Source organism: Pseudomonas sp. GD04091 (assembly GCF_029836165.1).
GTDB lineage: Bacteria > Pseudomonadota > Gammaproteobacteria > Pseudomonadales > Pseudomonadaceae > Aquipseudomonas.
This window is the reverse complement of record NZ_JAOEBG010000020.1, coordinates 25706-52153: the sequence shown is the minus strand read 5'-3', so window position 1 is coordinate 52153 and position 26448 is coordinate 25706. Positions and strand designations below refer to the sequence as shown.

Here is a 26448-nt window from a genome sequence, read left to right as displayed (position 1 = left end):
AAGCGTTAGGGCGGGTCACGCCGCGAATTGCTGGCGCAAAACCTTCTTGTCGATCTTGCCCAGGGTGGTCTTGGGCAGGCCGGACAGCCACTGGAACTGGTCGGGAATGCGCTGCACGGCAACGCCGCGCGCCTGCAGGTGGAGCTTGAGCGCCTCGGTGTCACATCCCTGGCCGGGCGCGGCGACCAGCACGGCGCAAGAGCGTTCGCCCAGGTGCGGATCGGGTATGCCGATCACGGCCGCCTCCAGTACTCCAGGGTGGGCCAGCAGGTGGCCTTCGATTTCTTCCGCGGCGATCTTCTCGCCGCCACGGTTGACCTGATCCTTGTGCCGGCCGGTGACCACCAGGTAGCCGTCCGCGCGCAGGCACACGACATCGCCGGTGCGGTAGAAACCATCGGCGGTGAAGGCCCGAGCGTTCTGCTGGGGAGCATCGAGGTAGCCGCGGATGGTGTACGGACCGCGCACCAGCAAATGGCCTGGCTGCCCGACGGCGAGTGGTTGGTCGTCGTCATCGACCACGAGGATTTCGTCCAGCGGGCTCATCGGCCGCCCTTGGGTATGCAGCAGTTGGTCGAGGTCGTCGGCCAGGTCGGTGTAGCAGACCAGTCCTTCGGACATGCCGTAGACCTGTTGCAGGGTGAAGTCGAAGCTGTCGTTCAGGCGTGCCGCGACGTCGTCGCTCAGGCGTGCGCCACCCACCTGCAGGAAGCGCAGGCTGCTCAGGTCGTGCTGGCGTGGCGCGTGCAGCCAGGCCTGGGCCAGGCTCGGTACCAGGGCGGTGAAGGTCACCCCTTCGCGGGCGATGCTGGCGAAGCAGGCCGAGCCACTGGGATCGGCCTGCATCACGACCCTGCCGCCGGCAAGCAGCGTGCCGATGAAGCCGGGCGAGCTGAGCGTGAAGTTGTGCCCGGCCGGCAGCACGCACAGGTACACGCTCTGCGGTCCCAGCTGGCAGATCTCGGCGCTGACACGGATGCTGTAGAGGTAATCATCATGCCGGCGCAGGATCAGCTTGGGCATGGCGGTGCTGCCACCGGACAGCGTGATCAGCGCTGGCGCGCGGCTGTCTCCGGCCGGCACTGGCAGGTCCGTGCCATACAGGCTGGCATAGGGGACGAACTCCGCGGCATCACCCAGCACGATCACGTGGCGGATCGCATCCGGCAGGGCCAGCAGCTCGCGGGCGATGTCTCGATAGTCGAAGCCCAGGGCGCGGTCCTTGATCAGATATGCCGCGGCCTTGCTGGCCTGGACGATATGGGTGATCTCGTTGCGCCGGTCGGTGGGCAGGGCGAATACCGGGACCACGCCGAGGCGGAATAGGGCGAAGGTGGTCTCGATGAACTCCAGCACATTGGGCAGCTGCACCACGATGCGATCGCCTGGGCGCAGCCCCAATCGGCTGAATCCGTCGGCCAGCTGGTTGCAGCGGCTGTCGAGTTCGGCGTACGTGAGGCTGCGTTCGCCGTCACTGACCGCGATCCGCTCGGGGGTCTGGCGGGCATGCCGGGCAATGCAGGCATCCAGGGTTTCACCCGTCCAGGCACCCTGCTGGCGGTAGTAGCGCTCGAAGCTCTCCGGCCAGTAGGGGGCATCCAGTCCGGGCAGCTGGGGTACCGCTGACTGGGCATGAGCCTGCAGATGGTCCAGGCAGTCCTGGCGCGAAGCCGGGCCGAATGCCACCTGCCAACCGTGCGGTATCGGGCTGAAGCTTGGCCACAGCGACGGCTGCGAAGCACCGTTGCGCAGCAGCAGGAAGTGGCCATGGGCGGCATCGAACGGGTTGTGGAAGTCACGCAGCACGTGCTGCGTGCGCCGCGCCTGGGGCCTGGCCAGTGTCGCGTTGCGACGCAGCAGCACCTGTGCCAGTGCCTCCGGCTGCTCGGAGACGAAGTAGTGGCCACCGCCCTCGATCACGTCCAGCGATACATCCGTGCTATAGGCCTGCCAGTCGAGGTAGCGGCTGGCGTAGTCCGGGGTCAACGGGTCGTCGCTGCCGACGATGACATGGATGGGGGCCTGCAGCGATGCGCGCTGCCTGGCCTCGCGGCTGAAGAACGCGGCCGTCTGTCCGGCGTCGTGCTTGGTCATCCGGGCGATGGCCGCCAGGCTTTGCGCGTCCGGGACTTCCTTGAATCCACCCAGTTCACGCAGGAAGCCGATGATCTGCTCACCCGACCGTTCGGCCACCTGCTGCTCGATTTCGTCGGGCTGCAGGTCGAGCAGCATGCCACCGATGGTCAGCCCGCGCAGGTCAGCGCCGGCTTGCTCCAGGCGACGGCTGATGTCCAGTGCCAGTGCGTTGCCGGCACAGTGGCCGTAGACCAGAAGGGGGCCCTGCACCTTGGCCAGTACGTCGGCGACCACGCCAGCGGCGATGGTGGCATTGTCCGCGAAAGGCTCATCGGCACGCACCACGTCATGGCCGGGCAGGCGCACGCACAGGTAGTTGAAGGCACTGCCAAGCTGCTCGACCAGTTGCCGGTAGGCGAACACGTTGCCGCCAGCGAACGGCACCAGCAGCAAGGTGGCGCGGTCGGTGCGGGCGCTGGCCCCCATGGCCTGGGTCCAGCTGTCGCCGGTACTCATGCCGCTGTGTCGCAGGTAGTCGGCGCAGCCGCGAGGCGTTGGCTGCTCGAACAGTTGCAGCACGGGCAGGCCCAGGTCGCGGCACAGGCCGATGGCCTTGATCGAGTCGCCGCCGATGGCGAAGAAATCGTCGTCGATACCGATTCGCTGCTGGTCCAGGTGCGTCGACCAGTGGGCCAGTACCTGTTCGTCAAGGCTGTCCCGCGCCGGTTCCAGGTGGCGTGTGTGGTTCGCCTCGATGGCCGGCAGGGCACGGCGGTCGAGCTTGCCGTTGGCGGTGACGGCAAAGGCCTGCTGGACACCGATCGCCGACGGCACCATATAGGCCGGCAGGTGTTCGCGCAGGTGTTCACGCAATGCTTCGCTGTCGACATCGCCTACTGCGTAGCCCGGTGCAGGGACCACGTGGGCGATCAGTCGCGGGTCGTTGGCTCGGTCGCTCACCACCAGGGCCACGGCGTTGGACACCGACACGTGAGCGCGCAGGCAACTCTCGATCTCACCCAGCTCGATGCGATAGCCGCGCAGCTTGACCTGTTGGTCGGCGCGGCCGATGTACTCCAGTTCACCGTCGGCCAGGCGGATCGCCACGTCGCCGCTGCGGTACATGCGTTGCCCCGGCGCGCCGAAGGGGTCGGCGACGAAGCGCGTGGCATCCAGTTCGGGGCGGGCCAGGTAGCCCTGGGCCAAGCCCTCGCCACGCACGTACATCTCGCCTTGCGCACCTTCGGGTACCGGCTGCAGCGCGTCGTCCAGGACCAGGATGTCCATGTCGGCGTAGGGCCGGCCGATCAAGCTGCCTGCATTGGCCAGCACCTGTTCGCGGGTGATGAAGCGGTGGCAGGTGTTGATGGTGGTCTCGGTGATCCCGTACAGGTTGAGCAATTGCGTGCCGGCCGGGCGCGGCAGTTCGAACCACGGAGCCAGGCGGCCCAGGTCGAGGGGTTCGCCCCCGAAGCACTGGTAGCGCAGGTTCATGCGTGCGACCAGTTCGGGATGGTCGGCCTCGGCCTCCATGAAGCGATAGAACGCCGAGGGAATCTGGCCGAACACGGTGACCTGCTCGCGCACCACCAGCTCCAGCAAGGCATGGGGGTCGCGGGTGGTGTCCACCGGCACGATCACCAGGCGCCCGCCGTGCAGCAGCGCGCCCCACATTTCCCAGACGGAGGCGTCGAACATGTAGGCATGGCAGGCGGTCCAGACGTCGCTGCTGCGGTAGTCGAACCAGGCGTCGGTGCTGCTGAACAGCCGCACCACGTTGTGGTGGCTGACGCACACGCCCTTCGGCTTGCCGGTGGAGCCCGAGGTGTAGATCACATAGGCCCTGTCCTGGGGTTGCGGACCGCCTTGCGGCGCATGCTCCGCGGACTGCCGCAGGGCTTCGAGCGTGGCCTGGGCGTCGATGCTCAGGGTCCGTCCTTCGGCTTGCAGGGTACAGGCCTTGGCCACCGTGGCTTCGCTGCAAAGCAGAAGTTCGGCGGTGCATTCGTCGAGAATGCCGGCCAGGCGTTCTTCAGGGGCGTCGGGGTCCAACGGCACGTAGGCCGCGCCGCACTTGAGCACGGCAAGGATGGTCACCACGGTTTCCAGCGAACGCTCCAGCAGCAGGGCGATGGTGCGTTGCGGCGAAGACGTGCGGGCCGGCAGGTGGGCCTTGATCAGGTGAGCCAGGCGGTTGGCCTGGCGGTCGAGGTCCTGGTAGCTCAACGAGCGGTCGCCCAGTGTCAGCGCGACCGCATCCGGTGTGCTGGCAACCCAGCGGGCGAAGCCGTCGAGCAGCGTCGCCTGATCTTGCCGGGCTTGCGCCAGCGGCGGGCAGGCCATCGGTACGTACGCTTCGAGCTGACCGAGCGGACGCTCGGCGTCGGTGGCGAAGGCTTCCACGAAGGCGAGGAAGCGCTCCACGTGGGCGCCCAGCGCCTGCGCGTCGTACAGCTCGGGGTTGGCCATGCCGCACACGCGCAGCCCTTGGCCTGGTAGCGGCTGGACCAGCAGCGACAGGTCGTCGGCGGCGCCGGCACTGAGTACCTCGACGTCACAGCCCAGCGTACCGAAGGCCAGTGTGGGAGAGTAGATGTCGATGTTGATCTGCGGCCCGGTGAGGCGTCGGCCCTCGCCGAGCAGATTGCAGTCGCGGCGGATGTCCTCGGCTCGGTAGCGCTGGTGTTCGCGCAGGCCGGCCAGGGTCTTGCCGGCCTCGGCGACCAGCTCGCCGACGCGGGTCCAAGGATCGATCCGGGCCTGCAGCGGCAGCACGTTGGCCAGTGTGCAGGGTACATCGTGCGCCTGAGTGTCCAGGCGGTTCATCATCGGGATGCCGACCACCACGTCACGCTGGCCGGTGCTGCGGCCGATGAAGGCGGCGAAGGCCCCGATCAGCGCGTGCACCCAGTGGCTGTGCAGCTGACTGGCGCATTGGCGCAGGCGTTGGAAGGCCGCCTCGGACAGCTGGCCACGGTACAGCAAGGCTTGTCTGGTCGGCAGTTTCACCTGTGGATTGAGGCTGGCCACGGTGAGGCTGCCGTCGACCTGCCCCTGCCAGAAGCTGCGGTCCTGCGCGTAGCGCGGCGATGCCTGATAGGCCTGTTCGGCTTCCAGGACCTTGTCGAACGCGCCAAGCGGCGCCGCGACGATGTTCTGGCCACACCGCTCGGCGTACAACTGTGCCCAGCGCTTGAGGAACAGGCCAAGGCCGACGCCGTCCAGCGCGATATGGTGGCTCTTTACGTACAGGCAATCGGCGGCGTCGGCGATACGCACGAGGCTCGCCTGCAGCAGCGGGCCCTGTTCCAGGTCGACAGGCGTGGCCAGGTCACTGGCCATCCAGCGACGGGCCTGGCTTTCGTCGGCAAAGGCGTGCTCGGCGAGGCTGCACCGGGGCTCAGCGAGGATCTGCTGCTGCACCTGGCCTTGCGTTTCGCACAGGCGCACGCGCAGGCAAGTGCTCTCGCCCACGGCCTGGTTCAGGGCGGCGGCCAGGCGCTGCGCGTCCAGGCGGCCGTCGAAGCGCAGCAGGCTGGCGATGTTGTAAGCGGCGCTGTCGCTGGCCATCTGCTGCCCCAGCCAGATCGCGTGCTGGGCGGCAGTAAGCGGGAGAGTGGTGACGGCTTCCATTTCAAACGGCTCCATTCTGTGTCTGAGGCTCTGCGGCTCAGGCCTTGGGCAGATGCTGCTGCTTCTGCACCGCATCGAAGAAACGCTCGCAGAGGTAGGAGCGGGTGTCGGGGGCGACCCGTGCATCGATCAGTACGGGGCGGTCCATGGCCAAGGCTTCGGCGAGCTGCTCGCGAAGCTGCTCCGAGGTGTGCGCGGTGAAACCCTGCACTTTGTGGAATCGCGCAATGTCGATGAACTCCAGGTCAGGTTGCTCGGTCAGCGGACGGTCCTGTGGCTTGCCGGACAGCGAAGTCCAGCGCCGGTTGTTGAGAATCACGACGATGGGGCTGGTACCGAAGCGCGCGGCATGCATCAGTTCGTTGCCGGTCATGTGGAACGCACCGTCCCCTACCAGCACCAAGGGGCGCTTGCCGCTCGCCAGCTGGTAGCCGATGGCGCCCGGCACGGCGAGCCCCATGCTCATGTAGAGGGATGAGGCCAGCACGTCACGCGGGAACATGCCCAGCGACATGAAGAAGGCGTCACCGCAGTCGGCGATGAGGTCCAGGTCGGGATGCTCGCTGAACACCCTGTTCAGTTCGTCGATGATCTCGTAGGGGGTCAGTGGCGAGTCCGAGGCGAGCAGCCGCTCCGGCGCCGGCGGACGGATGAAGGCGGTCTGTTCCGCCTCCAGTGGCGCCAGGGTCTGGCCGTGGCGCCGCGAGGTGCTGGCCAGGCCAAGCAGGGCACGCAGGAAGGCTTCGGTGCTCAGCTCGTAGCGCTGTCGGCCGACCATCACCACGCCGTCGTTGGCGTGGATCAGCCGACCACCGGCGATCTGGCTGGCGATGCCCATGTTCACGTCGGAGTTGGGTTCGCCCAGCAGCATCAGCACGTCGCAGCCGTCGACCAGGGTCTGGGTCAGGCGCGAAGGCGAGGCCGGGCCGGCGTAGATTCCCCGGTAGTTGGCATGCGCCGTTGGCAGGCCGCCCCGTGACATCGGGGTTTCGACCCAGGGCAGGCCGAGAGCGTCGCTGAGGGCCAGGGCCTCGTCTCCCAGGTGGCCACGCTTGATGTCGAGACCGGGTACCAGGATCGGTTGTGTGGCCTGGTCGAGCAGCTTCAGGGCTTGCTCGGCCGCACCGAGGGCGTGCTGGTCGAACAGCGCCGGCTGACGCTCAAGCGGCGCGCGGCGTGGGGTATGGCGGATCTTGTGCAGGAACAGGTCGCGGGGGATCTCGACGTACACCGGGCGTGACTCGCGCAGCGCGATGGCGACCGCTTCGCGCAACTGGTCCTGGGCCTGGTGTGGATCCTCGATGCAGGCCTGGTGCACCGTGACCTCCTTCATCAGGCGCAACTGTGTGCCGTGGTCGACGATGGTGTGGTGGGCGAACATCGAGCCCTGGCGCTCCTTGTGCCCGGGCGAACCGGAAATCACCACCAGCGGCAGCCGTTCGACGTAGGCCTGGGCGATACCATTGATGGCGTTCAGCGCACCCACCCCGTAGGTGAAGCACACCGCGCCAGGCGCCTGCCCGCCGAGGGCATAGCCCAGGGCGGTGAGGGTGGTGCTGTATTCGTGGGACATGGTGCGCAGGGTCAGGCCCGGAGTGCCGAGCATCTCTCGCGACAGCTGCATGGTGAAGTCGCCGGGAATACAGAACAGATCGCTTATGTCGTTTTCCACCAGCACATGGCCCACCAGTTGCCCGAGGGTCATTTCCCGAGACGAGGTGAATAACCGGGTCAGTACGTTCATCGCTGGATTCCTCGCTCGAGCAGGTGGCGACGGGCTTCGTCGATCTGCCCGTCGAACGAGTACGCCAGTGGCGCCAGAGGGAAACCCGCCAGCAGCTCCTTGACTCTGGCGGCGACGCGTGCGGGCTCGGTGCGCTTGAAGTACAGGTCGGCGACCAGCCCGGCGACCTGGCGGAAATCGTCCTCGCGCATGCCGCGGCGGGTCATGGCTTGTACGCCCAGGCGAATGCCATGCACGCCTGGCTTGCCGGGGATCTCGATGTTGGTCGAACGGATGCCGCCGGCATGCAAGCTGTCGACGCACATGGCCAGCGCCTGTTGCAGATTGCCGACGGCGAAGTGCACTTGGTGGGTTTCGGTGAAGTCGAACGACTCGCCGGAAACCTCCAGGCCAAGCTCATGGAGCTGGCGCGCCAGGGCCTTGGCGTTGCGTACCATCTGCTGGGCGTAGGCCGGGCCGAAGGCCTCCATCTCCTTGAACGCCGCCCACATCGACGGCAGCAGCTCGGCGTGACAGTTACTCTGCAAGTGCGGGCAGACCCACATCGAGGTGTCGACCAGCAACGGGTGCTGGGCGGACTTGAAGGCGATGTACCCCTTCTGTGGACCTGGAATGGTCTTGTGCGTGTTGCCATGGGCGACGTCGGCGCCGCAGGCCAGCGGCGAGTCGAACACGCCACCCAGGATCAGGCCACCGTCGTGGCTCATGTCGTAGGTCAGGGTGCAGGACTCGGGCAGCACGGCGCGAATCTCCGCCAGCGGTTGCCAGCGAAGCTTGAACGACTGGTCGAGGATGACGATACGGATGTGCGGGTTGCGTCGCACCAGGTCGTCGAGTCTGGGAACATCGATCAGCAGGGTGTGCGGGTCGACCGGCAGGTGGAAGATCTCGATGCCCATCTTGCTCGCGAGCTGCTCGAGGGCGAAGTGCCCACCGTCGCGATGGGCGAAGTGCACGAAACCTTCACCTGGCTTGCAGGCCGCCAGCATCAGCGCCTGTTCGGCGGGCGAGCCGCCATTGGGACGCCAGTCGAATGCCTGGGCACCGAGCATGCGCCTGGCCAGCCCGCGCAGGTCGTCGGCGATCTCGTTCATCTGCCCGGGTTCGGGGAAGTGCCACTCGCCCAGCGGTACCGGGAAGGGGAAGGAGCAGTGGTAGAACGCCCCGGCGGTGCTGCCGGAAGTGAGGCGTACCAGTTCGCTCGGGTAGTTCTCGTTGGCGGTCAGGCTGAGGGTGTCCTGACGGTACTGGTAATCCTGATCGAGGGTCTGGGCCAGCCATTCGATGAGCGGGCCGGCGTTGTGCTTGTCCTGATTCATGTTCAGCGGACTCCTGTCTGAGAAAACACTTCCGGGGTGACGGCGAGCAGCGTCTGGCGGGGGCCGCCAATGACGTCGTATTCGATCTGGCAGGACTGCTCGATGATGGCGTGGTAGAGCTGTTCGATCAGCGCCGCCGGGACATTGCGGGTGTGCCCGCGCGCGGTGCAGCGGCCGACCACCTGCCTGACCCGTTCTGGCTGCATCACGGCGGTATTGCTGTCCTTCTTGCTGTGGGCGACCTCGCGGATGATGTCCAGGCGTTGTGCCAGCAGGTCGATCAGCTGATCGTCGATACGGTCGATGCGTTCACGGTGGCTGCCCAGCGCGACGCCGTTGCCCGAGGGCCGCGGCGCGTGCCCCTCGACCACTTCGAACAGCTGCCGGCAGGTTGCCGCCAGTTGTGGCTGGACCTCTTCCAGGTGGTTGCGCAGGCTGGCCATGGCGGCCAGGAACTCGACGTGGGCGTCGCTGCGGGCATGCCCGTCCAGGCGTTGCAGATGGGCGATGGCCGTTTCGCGCGCGGCCTCGGAGGCCGGGTTGGCTGCCTGGATCTCCCAGTACACGTCAGGGTGGTTGGTCATCATGCGGGCCAGCAGGCAGAGCATGACCTTGAACGGTGGCGGGGCCAGCTCGATCAACTGCGCCAGGGGCACACCGCTGGCCGCCAGGGAGTGGCCGAAGGCGAGTACCATGGAGTGGCCGACGGTCTGCAGCAGGGCCATGGTCTGGTCGTGTTCCTGCGCCGACAGCGTGAACAGGCGCATGCCACGGCTTGCCAGGCGTTCGCGCAGGTCGTCGAGCTGCACCCCGGCCTGATAGGGAACCACCACCACCGGTCGACCCTCGGGCGACAGGTCGCCAGAGAACATCGGGTTGAGCCCGGCCACGGCCTGCGGCAGCGAAACATCGCGAATCAGTGTGGCGAACGCGCTCTTGATGGACAGCGTCTCGACCAGCAGGCACTCCAGCGCCAGGTGCGGGATCAAGGCGGGAAGCGCCTGCAGCAAGACCTTCTCCGAGATTGCCAGCACCAGCAGATTGGCGTTCGCCAGCCGCTGGCACAGCTGCGCGGATGGCGCGCAGATGTCGTCTTGCAGGGTTTCGTAGCCTTGTGACACTGGCACCTGCGCCGGCACCAGGTCGACGCCCAGTACTTTCAGGCCGGTTGCGCTCAGTTGCTCACAGAGCATGCGGCCGATCGAGCCGGCGGCGCCGATGACGATGGCTTGCCCGTTGTCCGGGCGCGAGGGGAGGCTCATGCACTCACCTCCTCGAGCAGGGCGATCGCTTCCACCACGCCACTGGCCTTGACCACGGTCTCGACATATTCGCTTTCCGGGTCGGACAGCGCGGTGATGGCGCCGCCGACACCGAAGCGGGCGAGCGCGTCATGTACCGCCACGCTGCGGATGAGGATGCTCAGGTCACAGGCTCCGCCCAGGCCGATCCACCCCAGCGACCCCGAATAGGCGCCCCGGGCGCCTTGTTCGAGTTCACCGATGATCTGCATCGTGCGTTTTTTCGGGGCGCCGGTCATCGAGCCGCCGGGGAAGCTGGCCTTGATGCAATCGAGCGCCTGCATGCCAGGCTTGAGCTGGCCCTGGATGGTCGACACCAGCTGGTGCGCGTGGGAGTAGCTCTCCACCACGAACAGGCCGGGCACTTTCACCGAGCCGATCTGGCATACCCTGCCCAGGTCGTTGCGCAGCAGGTCGACGATCATCAGGTTCTCGGCCAGGTCCTTCTCGTCCTGGCGCAGATCGTCGAGTTGGCGCTGGTCTTCCCGCGCATCGTCGCTGCGTGGGCGGGTACCCTTGATCGGCTTGGCCTCGACCTCGCCTTGACGATCGACCTTGAGGAAGCGCTCCGGGGAAGAGCTGGCCATCTCGAAGCCGGGGATCGCGTAGTAGGCCGCGTGGGGCGCCGGGCTCAGCTCGCGCATGATCCGGTAGAGGGCATAGGCGGAGTGTTCGAACGGCAGCTCGACCAGGTTGGTCAGGCAGACTTCATAGGTTTCGCCATCGACGATCTGGCGCTGGGCCTCGAGGATCTTTTCGATATAGGCCGGCTTTTCGTGGCGGGCCTTGGCGTGAGCACGGATCCAGTGCTCGACCTGGTCGAGCGACATGCGCCGCGGGCGTCTTGCCAGTGGCTGGGCGGCTGGCAGTGACTGCAGGCGCTCGCAGGCCTGGTCGAGCCAGGCGCGAGCCACCGGCGTGTCGTGATCGTCCCTGAGCAGATGCAGCAGGTAGCTGCGGTTTTCCTGATGGTCGATCACCAGCATGCGGGTAGCGAACATGAAGCAGGCGTCCGGGGCGGGGGACGACCAGGCAGGATCGCCCAGGGTAGCCACCTTCAGCTCATAACCCAGAACCCCGACATAGCCGAGGTTGAAGTCGAACGGCAGTGCGTCGGGGCACGGAGTGTGCTGCGCACGCATGCGTTCGCCGAGCCAGCCGAGGAAGTCTTCGGCGCGCTCGTGCTGCGTGCCCTCGAGGCGCTGGATCTCCACGCTGCTGCTCTCCTGCTTGTAGCGCAGCACCTCGCCCCAGCGGCCTTGGGAATCGCCCATGAAGGTAAATCGGGAAAACCCCGGGATAACCACGCTGCTCTCCAGCAGGAAGCGGGCCGGGGATTGGGCGAACTCTTGCTCGAAGGCCGCCAGGGTGTCGGGCACATGGTCAAAGGCCCGGAATTCGACACGGTTGTCGCTCATCTAGAATCTCCGGAAAAGTCAGGCGAGGGCCGTCAGCAGCGGCCGCCCTGGTGCTGGTGCGCGAGGTCGCGGAAGTTGCCGAGCATCTGCAGGCCCGCTTCGGTGCAGATGGATTCGGGGTGGAACTGGATGCCGTGCAGTGGTCGATCCTTGTGGCGGATGCCGTGGATCATGCCGTGCTGGTCCCAGGCGCTGACCACGAACGGCGACTTGACCTGGCGCACCATCAGCGAGTGATAGCGCACCACGGTCAGGTCGGCGGGCAGCCCGGCGAAGACGCCCTGGCCATCGTGGCTGATGCGGCTCAGGCGTCCGTGCATCGGTTCGGGGGCATGCACCACGTCCATCCCGTGCAGGTGGGCCATGCATTGATGGCCGAGGCAGACGCCCAGCACAGGCACGCTGGCATCGCGGATGACGTCTTCGCTCAGGCCGATATCGCTCTTGCGCGCCGGTGTACCGGGGCCAGGGGAGATGATGATGGCGGCGTAGCGGTTCAGGTCGATGTCTGCGGGCGATACGTCGTTGGTGAAGACGTCAGGCTCTTCGCCGCAGACCTGGCCCATGAACTGGAACAGGTTGTAGGTGAACGAATCGAAGTTGTCGACGATCAGTGTTTTCACAGTCGTTCCCCTCCGCTCAAGCGCTGACGTAGTCGCGGTCGGCGAACGCTTCCCTGACCTGTGGCAGGTCGAGGATGCCCATCTGCCGCAGCAGCCGGTACAGACGCTGGAGAATCGATTTCTTCATGCGCGCATGGTCGGCGTGGAAGGTCGGGTCGGATTCGTGGATCACTTGCTCGGCCTGTTCCGGGGTAAGGCCGCAATGGGCCAGGATGCGGCGTTCGAAGCGTCGCTCGGGATCGAGGTCGAGGAAGTCGTCAAGGTAGGCGGGAAGCATCAGGCCGAAGCGCTCGCGGGTGCTTTCCGGCAGGGTCGGCCAGCGTTTTTTCATCAGGTCGGCGAAGAACCGCGAATGGCGACCTTCGTCGCGAACGTGATCGGTCATGAGGGTGGTGAACGATTTGCTCAGTTCGCGTTCACGCCCCAGGTTGGCCACTTCGTCGGTGAGCACGTTCTCGGCGATGGTCACGGCCAGCAGCTGGAATTCGGTACGCAGCGATTCGGGCAGTTGCGCGTAGGCGCGGGCGGTCGCGTTCAGCTTCTGGTTGGTCTGCGGCACCTCGATCGCCTCGATGCCGCTCTTTTCATTCATCTGGGTCAGATAGTCCAGCGCCACGTGGGCGTGGTAACCCTCGTCGATGATGACGGTGAGGGCCTGTAGTTTTTCCACATCGCCAATACCGGTGAAACGGTCGTGCAACATGTCCAGGCAGCATTGGATTATGAACTTCGTTTCCAGTAACCCAACGTTGTAGAGGAACTGATAGGCCGCTTGGGTCAATATATAGTTTTTAATGCCCTTGCCTTGCGCCTGAATAATCGGGTGTTCGCACATGGCACAACGCGAGACGGGATAGATAAGTTGTTCGCCGTCATATTCCGGGACGATGATTCGCGGTGTGCTGCGGACAGTCGCTTTCGCGTACCAATGATCATTGATCTGGTCGAGGCTCATGTTTTTTTCCAGTCAGGTGGGGTGGGAACGAATGGCGAACCGTTCGCCGCTCAGTTCACGGTGATCCAGGATGCATACAGGGGTTGGCCATATTTGCTGCAGACCTGACCGGCGCGGGAGGCATCGATGCCTACCTTGCGCAGCAGGCGTTCGATGCCCAGTGGTGATACGGTGATCAGCTTGCGAGCCCCGTACTCCGCGGCGCAGCGCAAGGTCTCCTGCATCAGGGCGATGGCGTTGGGCGAGGAAATCTGACGCTCGGCACGACACGACGAAGGGCCGGCGGCGGCGAAACGCGACAATTCCCAGACCTGTTCGCTGGCGGGCATCGGCTGGCCGGCCATTAGTTCGGGAAATATTTCGCTGAGCAAGTAAGGCGTGGCGGTGCTCAATAAACGCGCCACCCCGACTACTTGTTTGTTTTCATCCCGGGCGAGGATATAAACCGTATCGCTTCGGTCAAACTGATCGAATTCGGCATCCTCTTCACAGTCCAGCTCCCATCCCAACTGTCGGACAAATACCTGGTACCGATAGTGCGCCATGGCCGAGCGTACGCTGGCGTCCAGTGTTTCCAGCGTTCCGGTGATGAATTCCATTTCTTGGGCTCCGCAAACTTCCGTTGGCGGAGCTATTAGATACAACAGTCCCTGGCTGTGTAACCTACCAAAAGCAGTAGGGTGGTATTCATTCGCCTGTCATGTTAGTGCCTTGGCGGTGGTTTCAGAACAGCAGGCCGAGCATGGCGGCGCGCACCACTGCGGCGGTCTTGTTGGCGGTCTTGAGCTTGCGCACGGCATTTTTGATGTGGAAGTCGATGGTGTTTTTCGACACCGTCAGCAGGTCGGCGATTTCACTGGCTGACTTGCCATCCGCGGTCCATTTGAGGATCTCCCGTTCGCGCTCGGTGAGTTCTGGGGCCTCGGCGTTGCGGTGACGCTTGGTCAGGATTGAACTGAGCGATGCGTGGGCGGTGCTGGCCAGCCAGCGCAGCTGCTCGCCATTGTGGCGCAGCTCGCGTTCGCTGATATCGCCGTCGCTGCGGGCCAGCGTAAGCATTGCGCAGGTTCCGCCGGCGTTGAGAATCGATTGCGAGAGCCCTTTGCGCAGGCCGTGGCCACGGGCCTCCTCCCATAGCTCGGGCGTCTGCGTATAGAGCTGGTCGCTCCAGATGATGACGCGTTCCGACTGCCGACCGAGGAGGATGGTGGGGTCGCTCTCCAGGTACCGGGCTTCCTTGTAGCGCTCCTGCCAGCGGGCCGGGTAGTTGTTGAGCATGATCGCCTTGGGGTTGGAGAGAGGGTAGGGGGTCTGCAGGCCATAGGCGCAGTAGTTGAAGTCCAGCGCGACGCTGGCTTCCAGGATCAAGGCAAAGATGACGTTTTCATCGCCGGCCCGTTCCAGTGCATGCAAAAGCTCGATCTGCCAACCTTCCATGTTTGTTCTCGTTGTCTCTTGTATGGGATGCCACTCGGGCTACGCCGGACTGCTGGCCAGCGGAGAATATGGCATTCCGGATTTTGGATCCAAATTTATGACGGATTTTTCATCGTGGTCCTGAAACCGACGAAATGCGTTGGGCGGGGAAACAGGGGAGGGCACTGACGTGCAGGAGGAGGGAGGATCTTTCGCGTTGGCGTTCGGCGAATCGGGCACGACAGTGCCAGGCCAGGGCGGGCACGGAGTAGCAGGATGGGGGACTGTTACGATTTTCTGGCTGGAAGTGGCAGCCATTCGCGCAGAACGTGCGGTACTGAACCGTTTCCATTGGGTTGCTGCGCAACTGGCGGTCAAGGCCGGTCAGTGTGAAGCAATTGGGGCCGCAAAGCGGCCCCAATGGTATTACAGGTGCAGGGACACTGAGTCGCTGGCTCAGCCCTGCTTCACTTCACGCAGTGCCTTGCCCTTCACCGGAGCATCACCGGCCACGTAGTACTTGGCGGTGCTGCGCGGCAGCGGCTGGCGACCACGAATCTTGTCCGAGATCTTCTCGGCGATCATGATCGTGGTGGCGTTGAGGTTGCCGGTGATGATCAGCGGCATGATCGACGCGTCGACCACGCGCAGGCCTTGCATGCCGTGGACGCGGCCTTCGGCATCGACCACCGCCATGTCGTCGGTGCCCATCTTGCACGAGCAGGACGGGTGGAAGGCGGTTTCGGCGTGCTCGCGGATGAACTTGTCCAGCTCTTCATCGGTTTGCACGTGGGCGCCCGGGCTGATCTCGCGACCACGGTACGGGTCCAGTGCCGGCTGGGCCATGATTTCGCGGGTCAGGCGGATGCCGTCGCGGAATTCCTGCCAGTCCTGCTCGGTGGACATGTAGTTGAACAGGATGCTCGGGTGCTGGCGCGGGTCTTTCGACTTGGCCTGGATGCGACCACGGGCAGGCGAACGCATGGAGCCCATGTGCGCCTGGAAACCGTGCTCCTTCACGCCGTTGGAGCCGTTGTAATTGATGGCGACCGGCAGGAAGTGGTACTGGATGTTCGGCCACTTGAACTCAGGACGGGTACGGATGAAACCGCCGGCCTCGAACTGGTTGCTGGCGCCGATGCCGGTGCCGTTGAACAGCCACTCGGCACCGATGGCCGGCTGGTTCCACCACAGCAGCGAGGGGTACAGCGACACCGGCTGGGTGCAGGCGTACTGCAGGTACAACTCGAGGTGGTCCTGCAGGTTCTCGCCGACGCCTGGCAGGTCGTGGACCACCGGGATGTCGAGGCTTTCCAGCAGGGCGCGTGGGCCGACGCCGGAGCGTTGCAGCAGTTGCGGCGAGGCGATGGCGCCGGAGGAAACGATCACTTCCTTGCGGGCGCGGGCTTCGACGCGCTCTTCGCTGTCACCCACCAGGTAGGTCACGCCAACGGCGCGTTTGCCATCGAACAGCACGCGGTCGCTCAGGGCGTGGGTGACGATGGTCAGGTTCGGGCGCTTCTTGGCCTGGTCCAGGTAGCCGCGGGCGGTGCTGGAGCGACGGCCGTTCTTGGTGACCGAACGGTCCATCGGGCCGAAGCCTTCCTGCTGGTAGCCGTTGAGGTCTTCGGTGCGCGGGTAGCCAGCCTGCACGCCGGCTTCGACCATGGCGTGGAACAGCGGGTTGTTGCCGGCTTTGGGCGTGGCCACGCTGACCGGGCCGTCGCCGCCGTGGTAATCGTTCGGGCCGATGTCGCGGGTTTCGGCTTTACGGAAGTACGGCAGGCAATCCAGGTAGGTCCAGTCTTCCAGGCCTGGCAGTTCCGCCCAGCCGTCGAAGTCCATGGCGTTGCCGCGGATGTAGCACATGCCGTTGATCAGCGAGGAGCCGCCCAGGCCCTTGCCGCGGCCACATTCCATGCGGCGGCCGTCCATGTGCGGCTCCGGATCGGTCTCGTAGGCCCAGTTGTAGCGGCGACCCTGCAGCGGGAAGGCCAGGGCGGCCGGCATCTGGGTGCGGAAGTCGAAGCGGTAGTCGGGGCCACCGGCTTCCAGCAGCAGCACGGTGACGCTGGCGTCTTCGGTCAGGCGGGTGGCCAGGGTGTTACCGGCGGAGCCTGCTCCGACGATGATGTAGTCGAATTCTTGGGACATGAAAAAGTACCCTCGTTGGCGGTGATCAGGGAGCGGAAACGCCCGTGCTCACTGGCACGGGCGTGGCTGGACAGGGTTTAGAAAACCGAGTTGTAGCCGCCCAGCTCGACCTGAACCGACTTGATGCGAGTGTATTGAGCCAGCGAGCTGACACCGTTCTCACGGCCGACGCCCGACTGCTTGTAGCCGCCAACCGGCATTTCGGCCGGCGACTCGCCCCAGGCGTTGATCCAGCAGATGCCGGCTTCGAGCTTGTGGATGATGCGGTGGGCGCGGCTGATGTCGTTGGTGCACACGCCGGCGGCCAGGCCGTATTCGGTGTCGTTGGCGCGGCGGATGACTTCTTCCTCGGTCTCGTAGGAGAGGATGCTCATCACCGGGCCGAAGATCTCTTCCTTGACGATGGTCATGTCGTCGCGGCAGTCGGTGAACACGGTCGGGGCGACGAAGGCGCCCTTGGCGAAGGCACCCTCCAGCAGGCGCTCACCGCCGCACAGTACGCGGGCACCTTCTTCCTTGCCCTTGGCGATGTACGACAGCACGCTTTCCATGTGTGGGAAGCTGACCAGCGGGCCGAAGTTGGTGTTTTCGTCTTCCGGGTTGCCGACGCGGATGCGCGCGACGCGCTCGGCGATCTTGGCTTCGAAGGCGGCTTTCATCGACGCCGGCACGAACACGCGAGTGCCGTTGGTGCAGACTTGGCCGGAGCTGTAGAAGTTGGCCATCATGGCGATGTCGGCGGCCTTGTCCAGGTCGGCGTCGTCGCAGATGATCAGCGGCGACTTGCCGCCCAGTTCCATGGTCACTTCCTTCAGCGAAGAGCTGGAGGCGCTGGCCATGACTTTCTTGCCGGTGGTGGTGCCGCCGGTGAAGGAGACTTTCTCGATGCGCGGGTGCTCGGTCAGCCAGGTGCCGACTTCGCGGCCGCTGCCGGTCAGGACGTTGAACACGCCGTTCGGCAGGCCGGCTTCAGTGTAGATCTCGGCCAGTTTCAGGGTGGTCAGCGAAGTGACTTCCGACGGCTTGAAGATCATCGCGTTGCCGGCGGCCAGGGCCGGAGCGGATTTCCACAGGGCGATCTGGATCGGGTAGTTCCAGGCGCCGATACCGACGGTCACGCCCAGTGGCTCGCGGCGGGTGTAGACGAAGGACGATTCGCGCAGCGGAATCTGCTCGCCTTCGATGGCCGGGACCAGGCCCGCGTAGTACTCCAGCACGTCGGCGCCGGTGACGATGTCGACGTAGCGGGTTTCGGAGTAGGACTTGCCGGTGTCCAGGGTTTCCAGCATGGCCAGCTCGTCGTTGCGCTCGCGCAGGATGTCGACGGCGCGGCGCAGGATGCGCGAACGCTGCATGGCGGTCATCGCGGCCCAGATTTTCTGGCCGCGCTCGGCGCTTTCCACGGCCTTCTCGACGTCAGCCTGGGTGGCGCGCTGCACGTGGGCGAGGACTTCGCCGGTGGCCGGGTTGATGGCTTCGAAGGTGGCGTCGCTGCCAGCGTCGACGTAAGCGCCATCAATGTAGAGTTTTTGCGTTCCGAAACGGGCCATAGTGTCCTCGCAAGTGCAGTGTGTGGTTGGCTGCCGCGTCACGCTCCTGCCGATTGGCTGGTCGCTGCGCGCGGCTGTTCAGAGGCCTGGTCGGTTGTGCCCAGGGACTGCTGTTTAGCCAGTTGTAGATCCATGTATTCGTAAGCAATTCGTATCGCCTGGTCGGTGTCGAATGCATCTCCCGACAGGGCGCCACGCAGCCACAGGCCGTCGATCAGGGCCGCCAGTCCGCGGGCGGCCTTGCGCGCATGGTAGAGCGGCAGGACGCGGCGGAACTGGCAGCACAGGTTGGAATACAGGCGGTGATCGTTGATCCGCTGCAACCTGTGCAAAGACGGCTGGTGCATGCTGGAGGCCCAGAAGGCCAGCCAGGTTTTCATTGCCGGGCCATTCACCTGGCTCGCATCGAAGTTGCCTTCGATGATCACCTTCAGGTGGGCACGCGGGCTGTCGTCCGTGAGTGCCTGACGACGCGCGATCACACCCTCGTTGAGCATGTTCATGATGTAGCGCATCGTCGCTGCGATCAGGCCGTTCTTGTCCTGAAAGTAGTGACTGATGATGCCGTTCGACACGCCGGCCAAACGGGCAATCAGCGCAATGCTGGCATCTCCCAGTCCGACCTGATCGACCGCCTGCAACGTGGCTTCGATCAACTGCTGGCGGCGGATGGGTTGCATACCGACCTTGGGCATCTTGCTATCTCCTCAGGCCTGCGGACAGACGACGAGCGGCTGCCTCGGCGAAGGCCAGTCTATTTTGTTTTGATTGAACGTTCAATCAATAAAGAATAAGCTCTGCGACAATTTGTGCCATTGACAGTTTTTCAGGCGGTCAAGAGGACACGAATCGACACCCCAGGAAATCGTGTAACCCCCGGAATACAAGGCGTTGACGGGCATGAGCGATGCAAAGGACAGATTCTGCCGAGCGGTCATGGACTGCGCGGTCGGCCCTTGGAGCGGGCCAGGTGGTCTGTGGCGAATGCGCGCACCTTCTGCTGAGTGCGTGGCAAGGCGACAGGCGGCCGGTCTGTTTTTTTTGCAGCGTTTCGATTCGGGATCACGGTTTCCAGGTGCCTTTTATAACACCTTGCGCAGTAGGGCTATTGCACCAATTGCGCGGGAAATAACTGTATAGCCTCCACTGCCGCACTGCCCGGAGCATTCGTGCAATGAGTTCTGCCTCCCTGACTAAGCCTCCCGCCGAGCGGGTACGGGTCAATCGCGTGGTGTTCTACACCTCGGCGATGATGATCCTCGTTCTGACTGCCCTGCTGATCGCTGTCCCCGAAACCGCCGGCCAGGTGCTGGGCGTCGCCCAGAAATGGCTGACCCGTACCTTCGGCTGGTACTACATGCTGGTGATCTGCGGTTACCTGCTGTTCGTCGTCTACCTGGCCTTCTCCGACTTCGGCAAGCTCAAGCTGGGCGGCAAGGACGACACCCCGGACTTCAGCTACGGCGCCTGGGCCGGCATGCTGTTCTCCTCCGGTATCGGTATCTCGCTGCTGTATTTCGGCGCGTCCGAGCCGCTGGATCACTACTTCAACCCGCCGCAAGGCACGCCTGCCAGCCTCGAGGCCGCGCGCCAGGGCCTGCAGCTGACCTTCCTGCACTGGGGCCTGCACGGCTGGGCGATCTACGCCCTGGTCGGCCTGGCCGTGGGTTACTTCGCCTACCGTCACAACCAGCCGCTGGCGTTGCGTTCGGCGCTGTACCCGCTGGTCGGCGAGCGTTGGGTCAAGGGCGGTGCCGGTCATGCCGTGGACATCTTCGGCATGTTCGTCACCCTGCTGGGCCTGGTGACCAACCTCGGCATCGGCTCGATGCAGGTGGCCTCGGGGCTGGAATACCTGTTCGGCATGGACCACAGCAAGACCAACCTGCTGGTGGTGATCCTGGTCATGGCCGGCGTGGCCACCGTGGCCGCGGTGTCGGGCGTGGAAAACGGCATCCGCCGTCTGTCCAACCTGAACATTCTGCTGTTCAGCGGCCTGCTGATCTTCGTGCTGCTGGCCGGCAACACCCTGCACCTGTTCAACGGCTTCGTGCAGAACGTCGGCGACTACCTCAACGGTATCGTGCTCAAGACCTTCGACCTCTATGTCTACGAAGGCGATAACGACAAGTCCGAGCGCTGGCTGGGCCTGTGGACCGTGTTCTACTGGGCCTGGTGGATCTCCTGGGGCCCGTTCGTCGGCATGTTCATCGCCCGTATTTCCAAGGGCCGTACCGTGCGCCAGCTGGTGACCGGCGTGCTGCTGATCCCGCTGGGCTTCACCCTGGCCTGGTTGTCGATCTTCGGCAACACCGCGCTGGACCTGGTGATCAACCAGGGCGCCGTGGAGCTGGGCAAGACGGCGCTCGAACAGCCGTCGATGTCGATCTACCAACTGCTGGAGTTCTTCCCGGCGGCCAAGATCGTCATCGGCTTGGCGGTGTTCGTCGGCTTCGTGCTGTTCCTGACCCCGGCCGACTCCGGCGCGGTGATGATGGCCAACCTGTCGTGCAAAGGCGGCAAGGTCGACGAAGACGCCCCGCACTGGATGGTAGTGTTCTGGTCGGTGGTCATCACCCTGGTCACCATCGGTTTGCTGTTCGCCGGCAACTTCGAAGCCATGCAGACCATGGTGGTGCTGGCCGGCCTGCCATTCTCGGTGGTCCTGGTGCTGTTCATGTTCGGCCTGATGAAGGCCATGAAGCAGGACGTCGCGGTCGAGAGCGAGCGCGCCGAGCTGGCCGCCCGTGGCCGTCGCGGTTTCAGCGAGCGTCTGAGCCAGCTGGACCTGCAGCCGACCCAGGCGGTGGTGCAGCGCTTCATGGACAAGCAGGTCAGCCCGGCGCTGAAGGAAGCCGCCGAGCAGCTGCGCACCCTGGGCTTCGAGGTCGAGACCCGGGTTGGCCAGTCGCGCAACATGATGGGCCTGCGGGTGATGATGGAAGAGGGCAACCCCTTCGTCTACGAAGCCAGCCTTGATGGCTACATGGCCGCCCCGAGCGAGGCGCCGGTCGAAGGCGAGCCGGAGGTACGCCAGCGCTTCTACCGTGCCGAGGTGTACCTGCACGATGGCAGCCAGGAGTACGACCTGATGGGCTTCACCCGCGAGCAGATCGTGCGTGACGTGCTCGATCAGTTCGAGAGCCACCGCCAGTTGCTGGGGCGTGTGTACAGCTGATCCAGTCTGCTGACCGCAAGCAAGGGCCCGACGCGCAAGCGCCGGGCCCTTTGTCGTTTCGGCCGGTGGTGTTGAATGAATAGCGCCTTGCGGCGCCGGCAGTGACTTAGCGTGGCCCTCCGAATCATCAGCCGGAACATTGCCATGCCGAGTACCACCACGCTCAAGGGCGCTGTCGCGTACCAGTTCGCCTCTCGACCCACGCTACGCCAGGTAGTGGCCAGGGAGGGGTTCAAGCTCCTGGCCCGCCATTACCCACTGGTCACGTCCAGTTACCCGCACCTCGACAGCCTCGCCGCCTTCACGCTGATGCGGGCGCGGGATGCCACCGGGCTGGTCCGCTATACCCCGTTGCTCGATCACCTGCTCGAGGTGTTCCTCGAGGATGGGCGGGTCGCCTTCAGCGACGACGATCACCTGAGCCTCGACACGCCCCATCGTTTTCGCGCCGCCGAGATCATCACCAAGGACATGGCACCCGCGCAGGTCAACCTGCGCCTGAGCCTGTTGAACGACGACTTCAACCAGCTGCTGGCGGGCCTGGTCGATCGCTTCCGGCAGGCCCAGGTATGTTTCTGGAATGGCAGCCAGGAAGGGCTGGGGATCATCCGGGCCGAGTGGATGACGCAGGTGATCAAGGCGGCCCTGGCACGGAACATCGAGCACCAGGGGTTGACCGAGCAGGCAAAGAGCTTGTTGTACGGGGTTTTGATGGGCGACAGGGCCACGCTGCGGGTAGATGCCGTCGAATGCTGCTTGAACACCGATGGCAATGAATACCGGGAGCTGTTGCCGAACCTGCTGATCAGCGGCGAGTCCGAGGAGGGCAGCCTGCTGCTGTGGTGCGAGCCCTTCGGCACCGTGCGTGCTCATGACGATGACCTGGGCTTCGCCCGTACCTTGCGTGACACGTTCTCCGAGCGTTATCGCTTCGACACCTTGTCGTGGTCGCGCAGCCCGCTGCAGGGGGACCCGTTCGCCCAGCAGGCCCGCCTGCTGCTGCAGTGCGGGCTGGAGCGCATCGGGCGCCTGAAGATGTGGCAAGCCGACACGGTCGAGCAGCTGGAGACCAGCTTCCAGACGTGGAGCGATCCGTCGACCGACTTCCCCGAACGGCCCGAGCCGGGCCAGGACCTGCCAGCGCTCGAGCTACCCGCCTGGTTGAGCCAGGCCAGCAGCGCCGACCGTTTCGAGTACCAGATGGCGTTGCAGGAACAGAGTGCCCGGCAAGCGCTTTCCAGGGGCGCCACCTCGCTGGACGGCATCGAGGACTTGCATGGCTATACCGTGCGCCGCCTGCGCGAGCAGATGCAGGCCGATCACCCCGGGCAGGCGCCCTGCGATCCGGATGAGCTGACGATCGCCCTGGCGGTCCCCGACCCTGCGATCGACCCCGAGCTGCCGGCATCCCTGAAACCCGCGAGAAACCTAAGCCTGACGGAGTTGGCGTATACCCAACCTGCGGTCGAGACGCTGGAGGTGGTGACAGGCGTTACCCATGCCGGCGGTGGGAGCGTCCAGGGCTGGATGACCCCGGCATACGTCAACCGGCTGCTCACCCGCGTGGACATTGGCGGCACCTATCCGAGCCAGGTCGGCCGCGCGCTCGATGACAGCACGGGTCAGCCCGAGCGCCTCAGGCTGTTCGCCAGTGAATGGCGCAGTGCGCTGTTGTTCCAGGCGCTGAGGGCGAAGATCGAAGGCCACCTGGATGAACCCTGCTGGCAGGTATTGGCAGCCTTCTGCCGCAGCAAACGCGATTTTGCCCAGTACCTGAGCATCGCGCCGCTGGCCTTCAAGTGCGCGCCGGGCGCCCGCACTGCGGACCAGGTCAGCGGGATGTTCGTGATTCGCTTCAACGAGCTGGGCAAGTGGATGCTGTACCGCCCCCTGTATGAGGCCCGCGCGATCCTGGCGTTTGCCGATCTGGACGACTTGATGAGGCAGCTGCGCGAACCGGGCGATTTGCAGCAGAGCGTGCTGGATTGGCTGCCGGACGATGTGCGTGCGGTCTACGACGACGGCGGCTTCGGCAAGCCGCACCTGCATGATGCGCTGAAGTCGATCCTGCATCTGCTGACCCTGGAGGCGGACAACGTGGCGACCTACCTGGAAAGCCTGCGCGAACCGGTGAAGGCCACGCCGAAGTTCTGGCTCGCCGACCTCGATGCACGGATGTATCAGGCCCGAAGCAGGATGTTGGCGATGCTGACTGCGCGCCAGACCGTCTCGAACGCACAGCGGCGCTGGGCGATCGCCAATCAGCTGGGCTGGCTGTTGTTCAACCTGGTGACGCCGATGCTGCCCGGCCCATTGGCCAGCGTGGCGTGGCTGGCGGCGCTCGTGCACGGCCTGCCGGATGATTTTCGCGCACTCGCCAACGGCGACGATGCGCAGAAATCGCTCGCACTGGTCGACTTGCTCAACAACCTGGCCATGCTGCTGGTCCATGGCCACGGAGCCAAGGATGGGGCGCCAGTGCCTGTCGAGCACGACACGCCCGTCACCTTGGCAGCGCCGCCTGAACGCAGTCGGCCCTGGGAGCCGATGGATGCCTCGCTCGAGGAACAGGGCGACTTGCTCGAGGACGATGCCATCGCCCGGGTGCTGCGGCCAATGACCGTGGCAGAGGAGGGTGCTCCACTGCGTGCCATGGACGACCGTGAGGCGTTGCAGGCATACGCCTGGAGCGAACAGCGCTTCAATACTCTGACACCGTCGTTGAAGGCGCGATTGGCGACCTACGAGGCTTCGGTTTCCCTTGTCGGGCGGCTGAGCGAAAAGCAATGGCCCATGCGTGGTCTTGTAGAAGTGGATGGCCCCCTGTATCTCGAGCTCGACGGGCAGTCCTATGAAGTCCGCGTGGATTGGGGGAGCGCCCGAATCGTGGCACCCGACGGTCGGGAAGGGCCATGGTTGCGTCCGGGGGACGAAGGCTGGGTGCTTGATCTCGGCCTCAAGGGTGGGTCGGGCAGGGGCGGCGCGGCAGGACCATCCATCAGTCTGCCGAGGTATCAGCGTATCGCGAGCGATATTGCCACCAGGATCAGGAACAGCAACGACAAGATCAAGGCCCTGAACTCCAATATCCGGTTCCTGCAGGCCCAGCTGAAGAAGGATGCAGACAATCTAAAGCTGGAAATGGCCGCTGGATATGAGCCTGAAAGCGAGGAATACAAGGTCCTGGGTGTGCTTGGGGAAAAGGTCAGGAACTGGCGCATGCTGATCCGCAAGACAAGCACGGACCGAGAGACCACCCGATATACCCTGATGGTTCATGCCGACGAGCTGCTGGTCGTGCTCGATAAAGCCAAGAAGGGGGTGCCCTTTACGAACCACGAGGAACGGCATGTCACCGCGCTGAGGTTGCTGCTGGTCGAGGGGTTCACCGTGTTGGACATGCTGGACAGGGTGAACAAGGCGAAAGATCTGATCGACGCACGTGCTCGTGCATTCGCCCCGGACAGTGACTTGTCCCATGAGTGGCCCGCCTACCAGGATGTTCTGCGTGAAGCCGTCAATAACGAGGAGGTGATGGCTGACGCGCTGGACCTCATCGACAAGCACATCGGTGAGTTGCCGCCGGACATATCGGTCGATCTGCAGGGTAGAACCCTGTTCAGGCACGAGCTGATCGACCTGCGCGAGCGGACGTACGTCGATTACCGGTTCCATATCGCAATGGGCTACGCCAATCTGGCGCTGGATGTCACCAAGGTCACCAGTACCCAAAGGCTTCTGCGTGTCTCGAGACAGCTTGCGGGTCTCTCCTTGCGTGTCGTCAGCGCTGCGCACAGCCGTGTACTGATGAGCGAGGTGAGTACCGACGATCGGCTGGAAATACTGCAGGCTGCGTGGCGTCGATATGGCAATGCAATCGTGAAGGCGGACGTGCTCCTGCACAGGGACACCGCCACCTACAGCCCTGGGATGATCGAGCAATACAAGAAGCACATGGAGGCGCTCAAGAAGGCCATGGCGCCGGCCCTGCTCAGGGCGCAGGCGCAGCTAGAGGGCACGCCGATGGGGGAAGAAGTATCACCCTACCCAGTCAAAACGGGCTATCGGGCCGTCCGCACGCGCGCACAGACGCTGGTCATTGCCAGTGAGGCCGTTCAGGCGGATGGAACGACCGTCCTGCAGGTGCTCGAACCGTTCAGCAACAGGGTGCTGCTGAGTTTCGAGGCGGATGCCCAGGGTGACTGGGTCCAGGCGGGTGGTGCTGCTGATCTGGAGGTTGGCTACGAGACCGAATCCGAGTCCGGTTCGGAGGCAGGCTCCCGGCCTGCGTCCGAACCCAGGCTCGCGTCCGAGAGTGAGACTGAATCAGAGTCTGATGTCGAATCCGGGTCGAGCCCGGGCTCGGGCACATCGGCCAGCGCCGAAGGGCCGCAGTTGATCGATATCGCCAGGCACTTGCAAAGCCGGGTGCTGGCCGATAGCGCGAGGGTGGAGTCGATTGCGCAGGGATACGTCGAAGGTGATGCGGGCGTCGAGGCGTTGACCGAACTGGTGAATGCGCATTTGCAAGCGCTCGACGATGCCAGGAGCACGCTGCTGCGAGCGGGCGAAAACACCGATGCCATCGATGCCCGTATCGGGACATGGCAAGCCAACAAGGAGAGCTGGCTGACCGAGCTCTACAGGAGCACCCATTACCCGGACCTCGAAGGCCTGCGCTTCCTGTTCGAGCGTGGTCGGCTCAAGATCACCTACAGCGGTCGCTCCGTCATAGCCAATGGCTCGGCCATGGACGAGTACACCATCAATTGGTTGAGGACTCCGCACGCGCAGGGGAAAGGCACTGACTTCTGGGTCGCGCACTTCCACTTCCAGCGGCAGGCAGACGTCGCCTCCGCATTCGTGCGCGGCCACCTCAAGACCCGTGCCCAGCGCAAGAAAACCGGCATTGACGTTCACTATGGCCGGATTACCTATGAGCAGGTGAAAGACATCATTCCATTCAACAGTTGAGGCAACAACGGCTCAGGCAACGACAGAGGGCTCGTCGCGCAAGCGTCGGGCCCTCTGTCGTTTCAGCCGCTGGTAATGAATGAATAACGCCTTGCGATGCAGGCAGT

General features: G+C 64.5%; 14 protein-coding genes. 2 read left to right on the top strand and 12 right to left on the bottom strand.

Going from position 1 to position 26448, the window contains the following annotated elements; genetic code table 11:
- Positions 1-15 precede the first annotated feature (15 nt).
- The 12 genes from N7422_RS20660 to betI all read right to left on the bottom strand — a co-directional run bounded on the left by N7422_RS20660 (position 16) and on the right by betI (position 18884).
- Complete coding sequence (locus N7422_RS20660; RefSeq protein WP_279808291.1) at positions 16-5709, bottom strand: non-ribosomal peptide synthetase; 5694 nt, start codon at positions 5707-5709, stop codon at positions 16-18.
- A 37-nt stretch (positions 5710-5746) separates the two neighbouring features.
- Positions 5747-7453: a thiamine pyrophosphate-dependent enzyme gene (locus N7422_RS20655; RefSeq protein ID WP_279808290.1), complete on the bottom strand. Its 1707-nt coding sequence runs from the start codon at positions 7451-7453 to the stop codon at positions 5747-5749.
- Positions 7450-8772 (bottom strand): hypothetical protein, encoded by a 1323-nt coding sequence (locus N7422_RS20650; RefSeq protein ID WP_279808289.1) that lies wholly within the window; start codon positions 8770-8772, stop codon positions 7450-7452. The genes N7422_RS20655 and N7422_RS20650 overlap by 4 nt, the downstream gene beginning before the upstream one ends.
- Before the next feature lie 2 nt (positions 8773-8774).
- Positions 8775-10034: a chorismate mutase gene (locus N7422_RS20645; protein ID WP_279808288.1), complete on the bottom strand. Its 1260-nt coding sequence runs from the start codon at positions 10032-10034 to the stop codon at positions 8775-8777.
- The gene (gene pabB, locus N7422_RS20640) at positions 10031-11491 is read right to left on the bottom strand and encodes an aminodeoxychorismate synthase component I (RefSeq protein WP_279808287.1); all 1461 of its coding nucleotides are present in this window, start codon (positions 11489-11491) and stop codon (positions 10031-10033) included. Before pabB ends, N7422_RS20645 begins: the two co-directional genes overlap by 4 nt.
- A 32-nt stretch (positions 11492-11523) precedes the next feature.
- Positions 11524-12114 (bottom strand): aminodeoxychorismate/anthranilate synthase component II, encoded by a 591-nt coding sequence (locus tag N7422_RS20635; protein ID WP_279808286.1) that lies wholly within the window; start codon positions 12112-12114, stop codon positions 11524-11526.
- Between the two features lie 16 nt (positions 12115-12130).
- Positions 12131-13069 (bottom strand): diiron oxygenase, encoded by a 939-nt coding sequence (locus N7422_RS20630; protein ID WP_279808285.1) that lies wholly within the window; start codon positions 13067-13069, stop codon positions 12131-12133.
- A gap of 50 nt (positions 13070-13119) precedes the next feature.
- A complete protein-coding gene (locus tag N7422_RS20625; RefSeq protein ID WP_279808284.1) occupies positions 13120-13668 on the bottom strand; it encodes an acyl-homoserine-lactone synthase in 549 nt (182 codons plus the stop codon).
- A gap of 124 nt (positions 13669-13792) precedes the next feature.
- Entirely contained in the window at positions 13793-14506 is a 714-nt protein-coding gene (locus N7422_RS20620; RefSeq protein WP_279808283.1) for an autoinducer binding domain-containing protein, read from the bottom strand.
- Positions 14507-14941: 435 nt separating this feature from the next.
- Complete coding sequence (betA, locus tag N7422_RS20615) at positions 14942-16639, bottom strand: choline dehydrogenase (RefSeq protein WP_279808282.1); 1698 nt, start codon at positions 16637-16639, stop codon at positions 14942-14944.
- A gap of 77 nt (positions 16640-16716) precedes the next feature.
- A complete protein-coding gene (gene betB / locus N7422_RS20610) occupies positions 16717-18189 on the bottom strand; it encodes a betaine-aldehyde dehydrogenase (protein WP_279808281.1) in 1473 nt (490 codons plus the stop codon).
- Positions 18190-18227: 38 nt separating this feature from the next.
- Entirely contained in the window at positions 18228-18884 is a 657-nt protein-coding gene (gene betI, locus N7422_RS20605; RefSeq protein WP_279808280.1) for a transcriptional regulator BetI, read from the bottom strand.
- 536 nt (positions 18885-19420) lie between these two features.
- Between betI and N7422_RS20600 the strand changes: the two genes are divergently transcribed.
- A complete protein-coding gene (locus N7422_RS20600) occupies positions 19421-21367 on the top strand; it encodes a BCCT family transporter (protein ID WP_279808346.1) in 1947 nt (648 codons plus the stop codon).
- Positions 21368-21511: 144 nt separating this feature from the next.
- Positions 21512-26341 carry a DUF6543 domain-containing protein gene (locus N7422_RS20595; protein ID WP_279808279.1) on the top strand — a complete coding sequence of 1610 codons (4830 nt, stop codon included), beginning with the start codon at positions 21512-21514 and terminating at the stop codon, positions 26339-26341.
- Positions 26342-26448: the final 107 nt, after the last annotated feature.

Bases quoted from the DNA above. Each gene is read 5' to 3' on its own strand.
- pabB (WP_279808287.1), bottom strand. From the start codon at position 11,491: ATGAGCGACAACCGTGTCGAATTCCGGGCCTTTGACCATGTGCCCGAC.
- betB (WP_279808281.1), bottom strand. From the start codon at position 18,189: ATGGCCCGTTTCGGAACGCAAAAACTCTACATTGATGGCGCTTACGTC.
- N7422_RS20625 (WP_279808284.1), bottom strand. From the start codon at position 13,668: ATGGAATTCATCACCGGAACGCTGGAAACACTGGACGCCAGCGTACGC.
- N7422_RS20630 (WP_279808285.1), bottom strand. From the start codon at position 13,069: ATGAGCCTCGACCAGATCAATGATCATTGGTACGCGAAAGCGACTGTC.
- N7422_RS20655 (WP_279808290.1), bottom strand. From the start codon at position 7,453: ATGAACGTACTGACCCGGTTATTCACCTCGTCTCGGGAAATGACCCTC.
- betI (WP_279808280.1), bottom strand. From the start codon at position 18,884: ATGCCCAAGGTCGGTATGCAACCCATCCGCCGCCAGCAGTTGATCGAA.
- N7422_RS20650 (WP_279808289.1), bottom strand. From the start codon at position 8,772: ATGAATCAGGACAAGCACAACGCCGGCCCGCTCATCGAATGGCTGGCC.
- N7422_RS20645 (WP_279808288.1), bottom strand. From the start codon at position 10,034: ATGAGCCTCCCCTCGCGCCCGGACAACGGGCAAGCCATCGTCATCGGC.
- betA (WP_279808282.1), bottom strand. From the start codon at position 16,639: ATGTCCCAAGAATTCGACTACATCATCGTCGGAGCAGGCTCCGCCGGT.
- N7422_RS20660 (WP_279808291.1), bottom strand. From the start codon at position 5,709: ATGGAAGCCGTCACCACTCTCCCGCTTACTGCCGCCCAGCACGCGATC.
- N7422_RS20595 (WP_279808279.1), top strand. From the start codon at position 21,512: ATGCCGAGTACCACCACGCTCAAGGGCGCTGTCGCGTACCAGTTCGCC.
- N7422_RS20620 (WP_279808283.1), bottom strand. From the start codon at position 14,506: ATGGAAGGTTGGCAGATCGAGCTTTTGCATGCACTGGAACGGGCCGGC.